The organism is Segatella cerevisiae, from assembly GCF_024054555.1.
Taxonomy (GTDB): Bacteria; Bacteroidota; Bacteroidia; order Bacteroidales; family Bacteroidaceae; genus Prevotella; species Prevotella cerevisiae.
Genome location: NZ_JAMXLY010000024.1, coordinates 1 through 16207, shown reverse-complemented (window position 1 = coordinate 16207; position 16207 = coordinate 1). Strand labels below are relative to the sequence as shown.

Sequence of the window (16207 nt, the reverse complement as noted above, 5' to 3'; positions counted from 1 at the left end):
TGTGCCGGTGCTGCTGATTCAGCTATTTGTAGAAGGTCTTGCTGAAGGCGGAGAACTCATCATGCCCCAGGATGCAACGCTTCCACCAGGCCTCCAGGAAGCCGATGCCATAACCGAAAAGTTGTATGAATGCGGCAAGGATCGACAAGGCTCCGATCTTGAGACTCTTGTTGTGCCTTGCAGAATCGATGAATATGAGAAGGGCGTAGATGACCAGCGGGAGGAGTGGCACGACTGCAATAAAATGGGACGTGTCCATTTGTCCACATGAGGAGAGCACTCCAAACAGAATTGCCAGGAGCACCAGGAATGTGGAGCCTAGGGTAAAGACCATAGGCAGCAGATGGACGATCTTGAGAGATTCGGGATATTTCTTGTAAAGGTTGATTCGTGCGATTCCACTGTTGAAAACCTGACGGTAGAATTTTCGGAAGTCTGTGCGGCGCTTATGCCACACCCATGCCTCGGGAAACAATCTGCATTTGTATCCGCTTTTATAGATCCGGATGGAGAAGTCGATGTCTTCGCCGAAACGCATCTTGGAGAAACCTCCAAGGCGGCTGTAGACATCACGGCGTATTCCCATGTTGAAGGATCTGGGATAGAACTTATCCAGTTTTTTCTTTCCTCCTCGTATCCCTCCTGTAGTAAAGAAGGAGGTCATGGAATAGGAAATGGCTTTCTGCGTGTCCGTAAACGAGGCATGTGCCCGGTCCGGTCCGCCGAAGGCATCTGCAGGTTGTCGCTGCAGCTCATCTTTTATGGCTTTCAAATAGCCGGAGGGCAGGATGACATCACTGTCCAGAATGATCAGGTAAGTCCCCGAGGCTCTTTGAGCCCCATAGTTCCGGCTTTGTCCGGGACCTGAATTTGCCTTTGCGTAATAGTGGAGGTCGAGTTGGTCTTCATACGCTTCGCAGATCTTCTGACAAGGAATGCGGGAACCGTCTTCCACGATTATCACTTCAAAGTCCCTGACAGACTGGGTCGTCAGGCTCTCCAAAAGTTCCCTGACTTCATCCGGTCGATTGTATACGGGTACGATGATGGAAAATTGCATGCAGAAGAAACGTATGAAATATAAATAAGGTGTAACCGCTGCTATCTTGCCCCGTACGATAATTGTACGCCGGCAACAGAAAGCGCTTATAGAGAAATAAAACAACAAAGGATGGCATTAGCTGTGCTCTGCATGAACAGAGACAGATATTGCCATCCTGCTATTTATAAGGATTCTTATGAGTTGACGCGACCTAAATAACTGCCGTCACGCGTATCGATCTGAATGGTGTCACCCTCATTGATAAAAAGAGGTACACGAACTTCAGCTCCAGTTTCCAATTTTGCTGGTTTCGTGGCATTTGTAGCTGTATTGCCCTTTACACCCGGCTCTGATTCCACTACTTTCAGATTTGTCTTTACCGGCATTTCACCCAAGAGGATAGTGCCGTCGGAAGTGTCTGTAACAACCTCTACCACGTCACCTTCTTTCATGTATTCAACACCAGTGATCTGATGCTCTGGTATAGGAATCTGTTCGAAAGTTTCCTGATTCATGAAGATATAGCCAGTGCCGTCTTTGTAAAGATACTGGTACGGGCGACGCTCTACACGCACGTCATCCAATTTGAAACCAACCTGGAATGTGCGTTCCAATACACGACCATCGGCAATGTTTTTCAGTTTGGTGTTCATGACGGTATTACCCTTGCCAGGTTTCCTGTGTTGAAAGTCTATGCAAGTCCAAATTTTGCCATCCAACCGGATGCAAGTCCCGATTTTTATTTCCTGTGAATTAATCATTGCTGTATAGTATATTTATTTATAAAATTCTTAAGTGCCTGCAAAGTTACTTCTTTTTAAGGAACAAACAAAGTAAAAATAAAAAAAATACTAATAATATAGCTAAAAGCAGGTGAAAACTTTGCCATTTCGAAAAATATCTGTACTTTTGCAGCCCAAAGCGGTGAGGATCGTACGAATTGAGAAAGTCGTATGGTGCTATTTCGTATTTGAATTATAAATTAATATATAAATAAAGATGAAAAGAACATTCCAGCCTCACAATCGTCGCCGCGTGAATAAGCATGGCTTCCGCGAGCGTATGGCTACAAAGAATGGCCGTCGTGTTTTGGCTTCCCGCCGTGCCCGTGGTCGTAAAAAATTAACAGTTTCTGATGAGAATCACGGAAAATAATCCGTTTTCCTCAAATGAACAATTAGCCATTTTAGGTTAAAAAGAAAGAAGTAGAGACGATTCTTTGCTTCTTTCTTTTTTTTGTCTATCTTTGCAGGGTGGATGAAAAGGCAAAGATCTCAGGGATGTGACTTCCTATATTTGCAACATCCTCAAAGTTGGAAATACGAGTAAGAACAATTATGAAGTCAAAGAAATTCTTCAGTAAATTCTTAAGCCGCTATCTGTGTGGAAACCTGGCTGCTATGGCTATGGTCGTTTTCCTGCTTTGCGTAGGTGTGAAATATGGGATAGATATCTATACTCATCATGGTGAGGCTATCCCCGTCCCGAATTTGCTGCACAAGAATTTTAATGATGCACAATATATCCTCAATGAATTGGGCTTGAATATAGAGGTCAGTGATACGGGTTATGTGCGTTCTCTCCCTCCCGGGTGCATCCTCATGCAGAACCCGCCTGCCGGAGAGCATGTGAAGTCGGGACATATCATCTATGTGACGATAAATGCCTCGGATTCCCCGATGATACCTATTCCTGACGTCATAGACAACTGTTCGTTGAGGGAGGCGATGGCCAAGCTTACTGCCATGGGCTTCAGACTCGGACAACCTAAATATATCCCCGGTGAACAGGATTGGGTCTACGGACTTCTCGTCAACGGCAGGCAAGTGCATGCGGGAGATAAGGTCAGTGTAGACTCGCCGCTGATCATTGAGGTCGGCAATGGCAAACTTCCGGCTTCCGATTCTGTCAATTTCGTCGACCCTTCAGAAGATGAACAGGATCAGACGGATGAGGGGGGAGAGGATCCTTTCCAGGAAGTCCAGGGGACGGATCCCAACGCACCTTCATCAGAAGATAATTCGTCTTCAAATCAGGCCAATCCAGACAACTGATGGCTTTCGGCGAGAAGGGTACCTTAACACGGAAATTGAAGGAGATGATGATGGAACAGTGTGACAGCGACGAGGTCGAACAGACTGAAGACCGGCAATTTGAGCATTGGAAAATAGAAGTGGATGCAGGACAGCAACCTGTCCGCATAGATAAATTCCTGAGTGAGCGCAATCCCTACCAGAGTAGGAACAGAATACAGAATGCAGCCGATGCCGGTTATATCCGGGTCAATGGGACTGCCGTAAAAAGCAGTTATAAAGTCCGCCCGCATGATCAGATCACATTGGTACTGGACTATCCTAAACACGATACCAGTATCGTCGCTGAGGATATTCCCATAGATGTGGTCTACGAGGACGATGACGTAATGGTCGTCAACAAACCTGCCGGTATGGTGGTTCATCCGGGAGCCGGCAATTTTACGGGTACCCTGATCAATGCTATCGCCTGGCACTTGAGAGATATGACAAACTTTGATGCCAATGACCCTGATGTGGGTCTGGTGCATCGTATCGATAAGAATACCAGTGGATTGCTGGTGGTGGCTAAGACACCTGAGGCAAAGACTTTACTGGGAAAACAGTTCTTTAACAAGACGACTCACCGCAGCTACAATGCTTTGGTGTGGGGCAACTTTACAGAGGATGAAGGTCGGATAGAAGGCAATATTGCCAGAGATCCCAGAGACCGTCTCAGAATGAAGGTCTTTGCACCAGACAGTGGCGTGGGTAAGAGTGCGGTCACCCACTATAGGGTGTTGGAGCGCTACGGCTATACCACTCTTGTGGAGTGTGTTCTCGAGACAGGCCGGACACATCAGATCCGTGCCCACATGAAGAGTATCGGCCATCCCCTGTTCGCTGATGAGACTTATGGAGGGATGGAAATCCTTCGCGGTCAACGCAGTTCTACTTATAAGGCGTTCGTGCAACATTGCTTTAAGATCTGCCCACGCCAAGCCCTTCATGCCAGAACACTCGGATTCGTGCACCCACGGACAGGCAAGCAAATGGACTTCAGTTGTCCTTGGCCTGATGATTTCAGACAATTAATAGAGAAGTGGCGGAAATATATCCGGGGGAATGCCGGTATCTGACAAGTGCCACGGGGATATGAAAGAAGATGTTGATAAAACTGAAAATAAACTTGGTAGGCAAAAGCCTTCAGACTATTGTCCATTGAGGACGATCTATTAAATAATATATAAGTTATGGAAAATTTAAAGAGAACGATTGCCATTGTGTGTGGCGGAGATTCATCTGAGCACGATGTGTCCCTGCGTTCAGCTCAGGGACTGTACTCTTTCTTTGACAAAGAGAAATACACTATTTATATTGTGGATGTCAAGGGAATGGATTGGCACGTTAATTTTGAAAATGGAGAGACGGCTAAGATCAATATGAATGATTTCTCATTTAAAAAAGACGGTAAGACCATATTCTTTGATTATGCCTATATTACCATTCATGGCCAACCGGGAGAGAACGGCGTCATGCAGGGGTATTTCGATCTGATCAATATGCCTTATTCTACAAGTGGTGTGCTCGTTGAGGCTTTGACCTTTAATAAATATGTCCTCAACCGCTATCTCCGGACTTTCGGCGTACATGTCGCTGACAGTATTCTGTTGCGCCGTGGTGAAGAATATGATGAAGATGAGGTCGCCAAACGTATAGGGATGCCTTGTTTCGTCAAACCTGCTGCCGATGGCAGTAGTTTCGGAGTCTCCAAGGTCAAGAATGCAGACCGTCTTGCTCCTGCTCTCCGTGTTGCCTTTATGGAAAGCAATGAGGTGATGATCGAAGGTCTTCTTTCAGGTGTTGAAATTTCACAAGGTATCTATAAAACCAGAGAAAAATCAGTTGTCCTCCCTGCTACGGAAGTAGTGAGTGAAGATGAGTTCTTTGATTATGCTGCCAAATACAACGGTAGGGTCAAAGAGATTACGCCGGCACGCCTGAGTCCTGAAACGACGAAAGCTGTAGCTGAAGAGAGTTCTCGCATTTATGATCTTCTTCGTGCTAACGGCATTATTCGAATCGATTATATTATTTCCAAAGATAAAGACGGTAAAGATCAGGTCAACATGCTGGAAGTCAATACCACTCCGGGCATGACAGCCACGAGTTTTATACCTCAGCAAGTGAAAGCTGCAGGACTCGATATCAAGGATGTTTTGAGTGATATTGTAGAGAATCAGTTCTGAACGTCTGATCCGTCAGGTACAAGTAGTCAATAAGTATCTGGAAATAAAATTTTAAAGCGGCATTTCGGAAAAGTATTCCGGGATGCCGCTTTTTATAGTAGGAGAGAAGAGAGGTGCATTATACTCCAGTGGTTCAGAATGGATAGGTGAGATGTATTTTCTCATAGATATATAGCTCGTGGATCTCATGAGTATAGCCTTCATCTGTAAAAGGACCTTGGGGCATCCCCAGTAAGATCTGTGTACCGCGGTTGTTTAGTACAACGAGGTCATCATTTGTCGGATCAATAGCTAATCTGCGTCCATCCAGACTGTGAGATAAACTTCGTCCAGGGTGCGGGTGCGCCATGACCGGATCTCGTCCCACACCTTGTCCGTAATATTGCTGATGGTCTCCTTCGAGATCCTGCTGCCGTAGTTCTCCTCAATGAAATCACTGATCTGCTGCATGCTCTGCCCCGTAGCATAAAGGCTGATGATTTTGTCTGACAGGCCCTCGGCCAATATCGTCTGACGCTTCTTTACGGTCTCGGGGGAGAAACTGCCGTCACGGTCCCTTGGAGTTTCCAGCTCTACCGGACCGTATTCGGTCTGCAGTGCCTTGTGCATCTTTCCGTTACGGCGGTTGCCCGTTGACGGCTTCGTCGCTGAGATGTGGCTTCCCATCTCGCCTTCCATTGCCTTTGAACTTGACACAGTTTCTAAATTCATGAAGAGGGCCTCTTTATTCACATCGTTATAATGACCCCCGAAAGTTAGGTAAAAAACCTTTCGGGGTTCACTTTATATTAATATACCTTTATGTGATTTATGGGAGCTTTTTATTTGCATAATTTTAAGGCTTCAACTGGCTTGTTTGTTGTAATGAAATCGACACCAGCCTTAATAAATTCATTTATTTGGTTAAGGTCATCAACAGTCCATACATTTACTTCCATATTTAGTTTATGAGCATCAGAGATATAAGTAGGATGTTTAGCATAAGTTGTTTCATCGAAATCTATGCCGGTACATCCAAGGGCCTTGCATTGATCAGGAGAGAGATCGTTGCTCAAATATGAAATTTTTGTTCCTGTGGGCGCATGTTGGGCAAGATACTGACAGGCATTTTTACTAAAAGAAATGTATTCAACTTGATTTTCCATATTCTCTTTTTTTACATCTTTGAGCACGGAATCAATACAACGATCTTCTCCTTCGTTTGTAATATGTGCTTTAATTTCACAAATTAATTGTGTTCCTTTTAATTTTTTACCAGCGTGTAGATACTGTTTAAATGTTGGAAGTTTTTCCCCATTAGATAACGTTTCTTTTTTAATTTTTTTGAAAGTAGTTTTTTCAATGTTTATACCATCAGGTAAAGTTCGATCATGATTGATCATAACAACACCATCTACTGTGATATGGACATCAAATTCTGATCCATAAACACCTATCCTGTTTGCTCCCATAAGAGATGTAATTGAATTCTGGGAAGAGCCGGCAGGTGTCCAATAACCTCGATGGGCAATGACTTTCGTTTGTGCTGAGGCAGCTAGAGTCATAAAAATAATAACAATTAGAATAAATAATTTCTTTTTTTTCATAAAAATAATTTTATAATTGTTTAACAACTTTTATATTATCAATAAGAATGCGATTTCCCCTTGGGCAACACCTTTTACACGAATAGATAGAACGTAATCAATAGCTTGGAGAGATATAATGAATATTTAGAGTAGCTAATATCGTACTTAGAGCTAGTGATGTTTATTCTCTATCGTAATTGGTCCTTATAAGTTTTGTATAGTCGATATCTTCATAAAGCTATCTTTTAAGTGTCGTCCAACTGTTTTTAGTATTATTCCATTTTGAATGGGCGATTTCTGAATATTGATTATAGGTTTTGTTCTATTTAGTTGAAGTTCTTTTTTGTTAGCCCCCAACCCTGGGCTAATTACGGTATACGGAACTTAAATTTGTATATTCGCTTTCTTTCTATACTGTTAGGATCACGTACGAGAGTTATCGTAGTTGGTCGGAAGATATATTCCGTGTCAGATTCATAGGAATTTATGCAAAACCAATTTACAGTTCTAAGTGATGCACTTTATTATTGATATATATTTATCTAATACGATGTAGTGATTATCATCAATATTAAATTATTTCATTGAGAACTTAATGATAACGTCTTTGTCAATTGGCTCTTTTTTTATAAATATACGATTTATACCATTATCTCTATCAGTAATAACAATTGCCTTACCAGTATTTGTCATTACCTTTCCCTGAATTTTAGTAGCCGGCAATTCTATTAGATAGCTCCGTTGTTTCACTTGTCCATTATAGCTCCCTTTTGCACCCGAAATAATGATTTTTACTCGTTTCCCCAACTGTCGATAACAAAGTTCAGTCAAGGAGTATTTTCCACGTTCATAATCCCGACTTATTCCATCGTCCTCGTATAAAGTGTAAATATTGTTGCATCCATCTTCTCCTGGATAACACCTTAGAATCAGCTCCTTCAGTGGAGTCGAAGCGGGTCTTTGTGTATAGGGTTGTAACGGTAGTAAATACCCACCTTTTACAAATAGGGGGAATTCATTAATATCCTTCTCCATTGAAATTTCAGTTCCTCCTTTATAAGCCTTACTATCAAAATAGTCATACCAGATTTCCTTTCCAGGAAACCATACTTTTTGACTTGCAATTTTGCGCTCACCTTTTCCTGGAGAAGTAATTGGTGCCACTAACAATAAATCACCAAGCATAAATTCTTGAGGATTATTATAAGCTCGTTGATCATCATTGTAATCTATATACATAGCCCTATTTAATGGCACCATCGTACAGTGCGTTTCCCAGACACTCGAATAAATATAAGGCATTAATTGGGAACGTAAATGATAAGATTTTCGTAAAGATGGAAGAACTGCATTTCCCCAAAGCCAAGGGCGGCGATCAATATTAGAACTTTTGGCAGAATGGACTCTCAAGGCTGCCGATACAGAGCCAAATTGTGTCCACCTTGCATACATTTCCGGATCCTTTCCTCCATAGAATCCTCCAATATCATGTGCCCAATAATAACATCCAGCATTTCCGCTCGTAGAAGTTAACTTGACTTCAAATGCGAGCATATTCCAGTTAGCGACTGCATCGCCAGAGAATTGAATGGGATAGCGTTGGCTTCCAAATCCTGCCCAACGACTATAATTTGCTCCACGACGATTTGCACTTACAGAATGATCATAATAAAGTTTATTGATCCATGCTAGACTTTTTGTATGTGTACCACGAACATAATCATATAGGTAATTTTGTTGCCAATCTAACCACCAAAAATCTACCCCTATTTTTTCACTACCACCATGGGCTGCTTTGAAAAAATTTTTCATATATATAGAATCGCCCATATTAAAAAGAATATTTTTTCCTCTCGCAATATCTTGTGGTGTTGCATGCATATTCTCCATAAACTCTGTATACATTGACTCGTTAGGACGAATACCATCGTGTGGATGGTCATTCAATGAAATTGTCACGTGATGGTCATGAAATATCTTGATTAGTTTTTGGGGATCCGAAATTAACTTGGTATTCCAAGTATACCCTGTCCAACTCCTGCTACCAGCATGTCCAGTACCGATTTTAGCATTTTTTGTATGCCAGCCCATATCGAAAACCATATTATCTAAAGGAAAATCATGTACTTTATAACCATTAAGCAAATCGATATAATCTTGAGATGTGTAATCCCAATAGCGGCAGTACCATATGCCGTGCATATACTTACGGGTCATAGGTACGTTACCGCTGATAGCTCCAAGATCTCTAAGGGCTGCATGGTAATCATTCCCATACACAAAACAGTACTGGTCTTGTACATGTGTAGAAGGACGTTGCGATAACCAGTCATTGATCAGTAAGTCTTGCCCTTCGTCATCTATAATATACCATCCGTCTTGACTTAAAATTCCTTCATTAAGCGGTATCTCATGATCTACCCGATCAAGAGTTGAAATAGCTCCACCCAAGTTTCCTTTTTGTATATTACGATTAGTAAACTTTTTTTCCTTTCCATCACATTGATAGAACACGTTGAAATTATGGATTCCGAAAGGAAAATCATCATGATCATAAACCATCCTTAAGGCAGAAGTGGTGATCTCATAACGACCATTTCCTAGGTCCCTTACTTGAAAGTCCTTCAATAAATGTTTGCTACGATCATTGTAGGCGAACATTGTAGGGGCATCTATAAATTTTCCGTCCTCCGCATACTCTAAACGAAAAAGCGTAGGCGTAATCAGAGTGATACGATTATTTCCAAAAACGATTGGGTTGGAAAAGGTTTTTGCTTGCACGCTGCTGCAAGCAAAAACTATTACGAGTAAGAATACAATTCTTTTAATCCTTATTCTTTTTATGACCATTTTTAAATCTGATTATAAGTTATTAATTGTTTCCATCATAGCCAGGGTTTTGCTTTAATAAGGGGTTTGCCGAAATTGCAGAATTCGGAATCGGAAAACGATTCTTAGTCTCATCCTTATCTGCTTTGTGATCCCACCATGTTCCCTTTGTGAATTCTCCCCAGCGAATTAAGTCCGTACGGCGCCTCCCAGGCCCTTCACCAAGAAATTCTATCATCCACTCATCCAACATGCGATATTCATCCAAATTGGCAGCAGTAACTGGGTTTGGATCCACTCCATTTTTAAAATTACGTATTCGAACTTGGTTGATTAATTGGGCCGCACCCTGTTTGTCGCCGGCTCTCAATTTACACTCGGCTAACATGTAGTATATTTCTGTAAGACGGATCACAGGGCAATCCGGATTATAACGGAGATTGATGTCTGTCTCATCTGGTTGTGGGGCTTTTACCAGCCTTATTCCGGAATTTTCCTCACCATCCGCCATAGTGGATGGAAGTTGATCTATCGAGGCATATTTTTTGCCCGAACCAACTTCTGAAAAACGAGCAACCTGATCGACTAAAGTTATAACTTTGCCTTTATATTCTTTCTGTCCTGTGCAAGAACCATATTTACTCGTCTGTTTCCCAACTAAAAACATACCGGTATATTTGCCGTTACCTTCATATTCATAAGGTTGTTTACGTAAATCAGTATCCTCAAATTTAGAATATGGGCATCCTAACTTATCATTGTAGTTTTTTCCTAGTGGATTCAGAGAGGGAGATAGCATGAAACCATTATACCCTTGCGTCTCAGAACCGAAATATTTATAACTGTTCATGTGATAGAAGTATTTAAAATACCAGTCCCATTGCATCTTTACATATTCTGATGGTACATTCCAGATAGCTTCTGGTGATTTATCATTATCAAATCCATGAGGTCCCCACCAAGTAGGATCTAATTGGTAGGCGCCATACTTGCCATTGATAATATCCTGACAAATAGTAGCACATTCAGCAAAATGGTCTTCCTTTACATACGCTTCGGCATTAAAGTACAAACGTGCCAGCAGAGCTGCAGCTGCAGCTTGTTTTAAATAACCGTCCTCGGATTCCCCTAACTTTTTTTTAGGATACAACTTGGGAATTGAATTCTTCAGAAGTCCTTCGATATAAGTAAAAGTCTCCTTATCCGTGCTTCTTGCCTTCAATGGATCATCACTCCTATTGTAAATAGGAAGTCCTCCGAAATAATCTAGACCACTTAAATAAAAATAAGCTTGAAGAGCGTCTAACTGGGCCAAATGATCAGCCTTGACAGAATCTGATAATCCCATTTTCTGGTAGTCTACATTCTCCAAATCTTCTCGAGCTGCCAGAATCTTGGAGATTCCTTGGCCCCACCCATTATAGGTGTTAACAATAAAACGATCCTCTGCAGTCCATGTATGATAATGCAACCGAAAATATTCTCCCCCGTTATACCAATCGGCTCCTCGTTGAGGACATACCATTTCATCTGTCGTCAATTCTTGCAAATACCACCGGTCATTACTTATATACCATTTCCAATGTGTAAAAGGACGAGCTAATATTTCATACGCACTCTTCGGTGAAGTAAAGAAATTATCAGGGGTGACTTCCGAATAGAATTTTTCATCTAGGTTACAACTAGTAAGTAATATGAAACCGGTCAGAATTCCTAGTAATAAATTCACTTTTTTATAATGATGTATATAATTCATACTTATTTGTTTTTATAGATTAACTTGTACTCCTAATGTAAAATGAATCGTTTGAGGATAGGTCCCATCTGTAGTTTTTATCCTCTCAAAACCAGGGGTTAATCCATTAATATCCACTTCTGGGTTTAGACCATTGTACCCCGTTATTGTAGCTACATTATGCGCCGTGCCATAAACACGGATATTATCTATATATTTAAGTGTCTTTTTAGTATTAAATTTATAACCTATCGTAATGGCATCAATCTTTAAAAATGAGGCATTGTCCAACCAATAATCGCTGAGAATCTTGTCCTGTGTGACGTTTTTATTCTTTTCGTAAATCTTTTTTAAAACGTTAGACTGTGAGTTGGTCTTCAATCCGTAATACATATTCGGTTGACTAAAGGCATCAAAATCCAACCAACTACGTAAATAAATTCCAAGGTCCCAATTCTTATAGGAAACGGTATTATCCCATGATAGGATCAATTTTGGAATCGCATTTCCGATAAAGCGCTTGTTTGCGGAGATTAAAGTCTTATCATTCGCCTGTACGATCTGATTATTTTTATCATAAATTAGCCATTTTCCGTCCTTGTCAATACCGGCATTCTTGAACAGAAAATACTTACCGATGACCTGATTGTTCATCAAACGTATTGCAGAACCTGGATTTCCGGGTGAAGGAAAGGTCTCCTGTTCGATGTACTGACCTTCTCCTAAACCGATATTCAGTAATTTTGTTGTATTATGTGCAAACCGGAGCGTAGAGGAGTATTTGAGATCTTTGTTTCTAATGACATCAGCACCTACTTCAAATTCCCAACCACGATTCATTAAGTTACCGATATTTTTCATAATCGTCGTGTAAGACATCGGAGGCACAGGTGCATTCACCTCATATAATAAGTCCTTAACTCTACGATAATACCAATCAAATTTACCATAAATGCGATTATTCAGAATCGAATAATCCAATCCTATATTCCATTCTCCGTTTTGTTCCCATTTTAAGTCAGGATTAATATTGCGCTGTTGTCCATATGCAGGAGTCCATGTGCCAAGAATAGGCCACATATCATTGGATGTATACATCTTGATTGTATAGCCGCTACCAAAATCATTGTTCCCAGTAATTCCATAACCGACTCTCAATTTCAAGTCATTAATCCATTTCATGTTCTGCATGAACTTTTCACTGCTAATACGCCATCCCCCTGAGACAGCCCAGAAGTTTCCCCAACGATGATCTGGCCCAAATTTAGAAGACCCCTCATGGCGAATACTTGCCATTAATATATATTTATCTGCATACGAGTAATTTGCACGAACAAAGAATGCCAACAAACGTTCACGAGGTTCTTTTGCAGAATTCATCTCTGCACGTCCATCTGTCAAATAACTTCCAGAGGCCATATTCCAAGGGCCAACACCATTTACAGGGAAATCATAGTTAGTCATATTAAAACTTTCCCCATTAGATTCCCAAAAACTCATACCACCAACAGCTTGGAATGAATGTTTTTCTCCAAACGTCTTGCGGTAAGTAGCATAAGTCTCGGCTGAAACATAATCATCTTTACTATAAGCCTGATAAGCCTTTCCAGCTCTTGTGTTATCTAAAGACTCTCGATGATTAGCAGATACCCAAGATGTCTTTATCCATTGTGATTTCTGATAGCCTAAAGTTCCTTGCACATTTAAGTCGTTGGTAATATTAATTTTCAATGTTGCGTTGGCTAACAACCACTGATCTGTTGCTTTGACAGTACGCAACATGACATCTGCAACAGGATTAAAGTCTGTTCCCGATATCCCATCTGACTCCAAGTTATATCCTGAAGGATCATTCGGGTCATACAAAGGTGAAGTAGGATTTAATGTCATAGCCATGTTAAACAGTCCATCAGAATTACGTTGGTCACGAACGGCCTCACGATACTCTACATTTCCGATAAATTTTACTTTCCCGTCAAACATACTATATTGGGCATTCATACGACCGGAATAATCCTTTCTGTTGTCCCCAATTACAATGCCCTCCTGGTCCTGATAGGTCAAGGTCGTATATAGTAACAATTTATCACTTCCACCTGAGATATTTAAGACATGCCGATTGGAAAAATTACCCTTGTGGAGCAAAGCATCATACCAGTTAGTATGAGAACCATAATCTTGTCCGATTCCATCAGACACATATTCTGAAGCAGAAAGGAGCTCTGGTTTGTTTCTGGCAATATCTTTAGATAGTTCCACAGTATAAGAGGCGCTGACTTTTCCTTCCTTAGCGTGTTTAGTAGTCACTAAAATAACCCCTCCGGCAGCACGAGTTCCGTAAATAGCCCCAGCAGAAGCATCTTTCAATACATCAATAGAAGCGATATCTTCCTGATTTAAAGCTCTAAGGTCTCCACCTGGAATTCCATCAATGACAACTAATGGACCTTTTCCAGCATTCACAGAAGCGACACCCCTCAACTGGAATCCGTTGCTGCTATTAGGACTGGATGTGCCAGAAATAGTCAAACCAGATACTTTACCTTGAAGAGCCGTTGCAATGGTAGATCCCCCTAAACCAGGAACTAACTCGTCTCCTTTTACGGAAGTAATAGAACTGGTCACTTCTCTTTTTTGCATACTTCCATACCCAACTACAACAACCTCATTTAATTGGTGGTTATTTTCTTGTAATACTATACTCTTATATTTTCCATCACGTATTGGAATATCCAAAGTCTCAAAACCAATGTAAGAGCATTGTAGGATATCATCAGGAGAAGCATCAATGACGTATTTCCCATTGAGGTCAGTAACGGTTCCTTTGGATGTGCCTTTTATCCTAATATTTGCTCCTATTACAGGGTCTCCCGTGTTATCCATTACGACACCACTAATAGATACTTTCTGATTTTGTGCATAAATTCCAATACTTCCTATGAATAAGAATAGCAGTAGGCAGATATGCCATTTTTTCTTTAAATGATTTTCCATGTAGACTTATTTTAATTATTATTTATTAAGGTCCTTATAATGTCTTTCAACATCTTGCTTATTTTGAGGAATAAGAGTGTTGTAACTATTTGGGGTTTGATTTATTCGTCCTAATATGCCAAGATCTTGTATGGAATTTTATATGGGGCTCTGTAATATCATTACATTTTACAATTATGGCTCCTTCTTTTTCCCAGTATTGTTTAACTGTGTAACCATTCATTGGGCCATCATTTTTGCCTCGAACTGTTGAATCATCTGGATTTACAATAATTTTTAATCCGCATGATTGATTTAACATATCTAAATCTCCCCTACTATTTCCTGCAACAATTAGTGGGCGTGCTTTTATGAAAGTTGGGATAACGTTGGCTTTTCCATCATCTTGAGGAATGGGCATGATGATTTCATCGGTCAATACTCCATTTGCTACCACTGCTTTTACGCCTAAAATATGCGTGTCTGGAACTCCCAGTTCTTCTGTTAAAAATTTCTGGTAAAGAAATTCTGGTGATGCGGTTAATATCCATATTTCAAATCCATATTCTTTTAAATTAGCTATCAATTGTTTCATTTCGGGATAAAATTTCCCTTGATAAGAATTAAGATAACAGGTATACCCCATATCCATGATCTCATTTGGGGTCATCCCTGATAAGAAATGGACTCGATTTTCAACATAAGCCTTTCCTACGTTATTGCCATCTTTTACCATTCGCTGTAGAATAGAGAGCTTCTTGATAGAATTAGGATCTTTTGATCCTTTATAATGCTTGTCGGCATATTGATATAGTGCTTCATCTGCAAGATAATAAGGCACTTGCCCTATAACTGTTCCATCACCATCAAATACTGCCACTTTACGTGTTTTCATAGTAATTGTGGCATTTAAGAATCCTTCTATTCTATTGTTAATTTCATCCGACCAACCTGATATCTTTCGGAAAGTTTGTGAGAATGTTAGAGTTGCATGACAGCTTAAGAATATGAGCAATATGAAAAGCCTATACATTCTAGATGTCCTATTGTCCCATTTGTGACTCTTATAATATGTATTGTTCATTTTTATTTTATTTTTTGATAAACGTAGAGTTCGTGGATTTCTTTGGTATAGCCTTCATTGGTAAATGGTCCCTGAGACATCCCTAATAGAATCTGGGTGCCGCGATTGTTCAATACTACAAGATCATCATTTGTAGGATCAATAGAGATTCCCTCTATTTCTCCTGCACGACGAAAATCTTTCATTTCACGAAATAATCGTAATCTCCCTGCCATTGCTCCTGCTGCTATTAATCCTGGTTTTTTTACAGGTAGATTATCAACTACTGAGAATTGTGTTCCTTCTTTTAACCCGGTAAAAGGAACTCCCGAAATATCAGCTATATAAATGTTGTCAGGAATATTAAATGTAGATTCACCATCATCAGCTGTAAATAACATTCTTCCGTCAGCAATGAAAATGCCTTGACACCAATAAGGACAGGGTCGGCATTGCATCTTCGTGTAATATTTACCTGTCTCAAGGCTGTAGCAGTACACATATCTACTGTCTACCCAGTCTGACATCCAAACCATATTCTTTTCACGATCTACGGCTAAACCAGAAACTTCTTCTTGACCAGATGCTGGTTCGAATTGAATATCTCGTTATAATACTCCCCAATTTTAGTACAGGTGCTAAAGTTAAAGAATATTGTTTATCTTTGCACTAAGTAAGAAAGGAACAGAAATGGGAAGAAGAAGTAAGTTTGAACCAAGTTTTAAGGCAAAGGTAG

11 protein-coding genes and 2 pseudogenes are annotated in these 16207 nt (G+C 40.5%); 4 read left to right on the top strand and 9 right to left on the bottom strand.

What is annotated here, in order from left to right; all coding sequences use genetic code 11:
• Window positions 1–22: 22 nt before the first annotated feature.
• Both NG821_RS07440 and efp read right to left on the bottom strand, forming a co-directional pair.
• The gene (locus tag NG821_RS07440; RefSeq protein ID WP_252761027.1) at window positions 23–1060 is read right to left on the bottom strand and encodes a glycosyltransferase; all 1038 of its coding nucleotides are present in this window, start codon (window positions 1058–1060) and stop codon (window positions 23–25) included.
• A 176-nt stretch (window positions 1061–1236) separates the two neighbouring features.
• A complete protein-coding gene (efp, locus tag NG821_RS07435; RefSeq protein WP_252761026.1) occupies window positions 1237–1803 on the bottom strand; it encodes an elongation factor P in 567 nt (188 codons plus the stop codon).
• 238 nt (window positions 1804–2041) lie between these two features.
• Between efp and rpmH the strand changes: the two genes are divergently transcribed.
• From rpmH to NG821_RS07415, 4 genes are all read left to right on the top strand, one after another.
• Complete coding sequence (gene rpmH / locus NG821_RS07430; RefSeq protein WP_016665496.1) at window positions 2042–2197, top strand: 50S ribosomal protein L34; 156 nt, start codon at window positions 2042–2044, stop codon at window positions 2195–2197.
• Between the two features lie 182 nt (window positions 2198–2379).
• Window positions 2380–3096 (top strand): PASTA domain-containing protein, encoded by a 717-nt coding sequence (locus NG821_RS07425; RefSeq protein WP_252761025.1) that lies wholly within the window; start codon window positions 2380–2382, stop codon window positions 3094–3096.
• A 47-nt stretch (window positions 3097–3143) separates the two neighbouring features.
• A complete protein-coding gene (locus NG821_RS07420; RefSeq protein WP_252761046.1) occupies window positions 3144–4193 on the top strand; it encodes an RluA family pseudouridine synthase in 1050 nt (349 codons plus the stop codon).
• Between the two features lie 114 nt (window positions 4194–4307).
• Window positions 4308–5303 (top strand): D-alanine--D-alanine ligase, encoded by a 996-nt coding sequence (locus tag NG821_RS07415; RefSeq protein WP_252761024.1) that lies wholly within the window; start codon window positions 4308–4310, stop codon window positions 5301–5303.
• A 297-nt stretch (window positions 5304–5600) separates the two neighbouring features.
• Here NG821_RS07415 and NG821_RS07410 read toward each other — a convergent pair.
• The 7 genes and pseudogenes from NG821_RS07410 to NG821_RS07380 all read right to left on the bottom strand — a co-directional run.
• Window positions 5601–6014, bottom strand: a pseudogene (locus tag NG821_RS07410) (transposase); the annotation flags it as partial.
• 110 nt (window positions 6015–6124) lie between these two features.
• On the bottom strand, window positions 6125–6889 hold the full coding sequence (locus NG821_RS07405) for a glycerophosphodiester phosphodiesterase (protein ID WP_252761023.1): 765 nt from the start codon (window positions 6887–6889) through the stop codon (window positions 6125–6127).
• Between the two features lie 558 nt (window positions 6890–7447).
• Window positions 7448–9721, bottom strand: a complete 2274-nt coding sequence (locus NG821_RS07400; RefSeq protein WP_252761022.1) for a TIM-barrel domain-containing protein — start codon at window positions 9719–9721, stop codon at window positions 7448–7450.
• A gap of 22 nt (window positions 9722–9743) precedes the next feature.
• A complete protein-coding gene (locus tag NG821_RS07395) occupies window positions 9744–11456 on the bottom strand; it encodes a RagB/SusD family nutrient uptake outer membrane protein (protein WP_252761021.1) in 1713 nt (570 codons plus the stop codon).
• Between the two features lie 12 nt (window positions 11457–11468).
• Window positions 11469–14429, bottom strand: coding sequence for a SusC/RagA family TonB-linked outer membrane protein (locus tag NG821_RS07390; RefSeq protein WP_252761020.1), 2961 nt, complete (start codon window positions 14427–14429; stop codon window positions 11469–11471).
• An 85-nt stretch (window positions 14430–14514) separates the two neighbouring features.
• Window positions 14515–15441 (bottom strand): HAD family hydrolase, encoded by a 927-nt coding sequence (locus tag NG821_RS07385; RefSeq protein WP_252761044.1) that lies wholly within the window; start codon window positions 15439–15441, stop codon window positions 14515–14517.
• A 53-nt stretch (window positions 15442–15494) separates the two neighbouring features.
• Window positions 15495–16079, bottom strand: a pseudogene (locus tag NG821_RS07380) (hypothetical protein); the annotation flags it as partial.
• Window positions 16080–16207: the final 128 nt, after the last annotated feature.

Excerpts from the sequence above, each read along its gene's own strand:
- NG821_RS07405 (WP_252761023.1), bottom strand. The coding sequence starts at position 6,889 with ATGAAAAAAAAGAAATTATTTATTCTAATTGTTATTATTTTTATGACT.
- NG821_RS07400 (WP_252761022.1), bottom strand. The coding sequence starts at position 9,721 with ATGGTCATAAAAAGAATAAGGATTAAAAGAATTGTATTCTTACTCGTA.
- NG821_RS07395 (WP_252761021.1), bottom strand. The coding sequence starts at position 11,456 with ATGAATTATATACATCATTATAAAAAAGTGAATTTATTACTAGGAATT.
- NG821_RS07440 (WP_252761027.1), bottom strand. The coding sequence starts at position 1,060 with ATGCAATTTTCCATCATCGTACCCGTATACAATCGACCGGATGAAGTC.
- NG821_RS07425 (WP_252761025.1), top strand. The coding sequence starts at position 2,380 with ATGAAGTCAAAGAAATTCTTCAGTAAATTCTTAAGCCGCTATCTGTGT.
- NG821_RS07415 (WP_252761024.1), top strand. The coding sequence starts at position 4,308 with ATGGAAAATTTAAAGAGAACGATTGCCATTGTGTGTGGCGGAGATTCA.
- rpmH (WP_016665496.1), top strand. The coding sequence starts at position 2,042 with ATGAAAAGAACATTCCAGCCTCACAATCGTCGCCGCGTGAATAAGCAT.
- efp (WP_252761026.1), bottom strand. The coding sequence starts at position 1,803 with ATGATTAATTCACAGGAAATAAAAATCGGGACTTGCATCCGGTTGGAT.
- NG821_RS07420 (WP_252761046.1), top strand. The coding sequence starts at position 3,144 with ATGATGGAACAGTGTGACAGCGACGAGGTCGAACAGACTGAAGACCGG.
- NG821_RS07390 (WP_252761020.1), bottom strand. The coding sequence starts at position 14,429 with ATGGAAAATCATTTAAAGAAAAAATGGCATATCTGCCTACTGCTATTC.
- NG821_RS07385 (WP_252761044.1), bottom strand. The coding sequence starts at position 15,441 with ATGTATAGGCTTTTCATATTGCTCATATTCTTAAGCTGTCATGCAACT.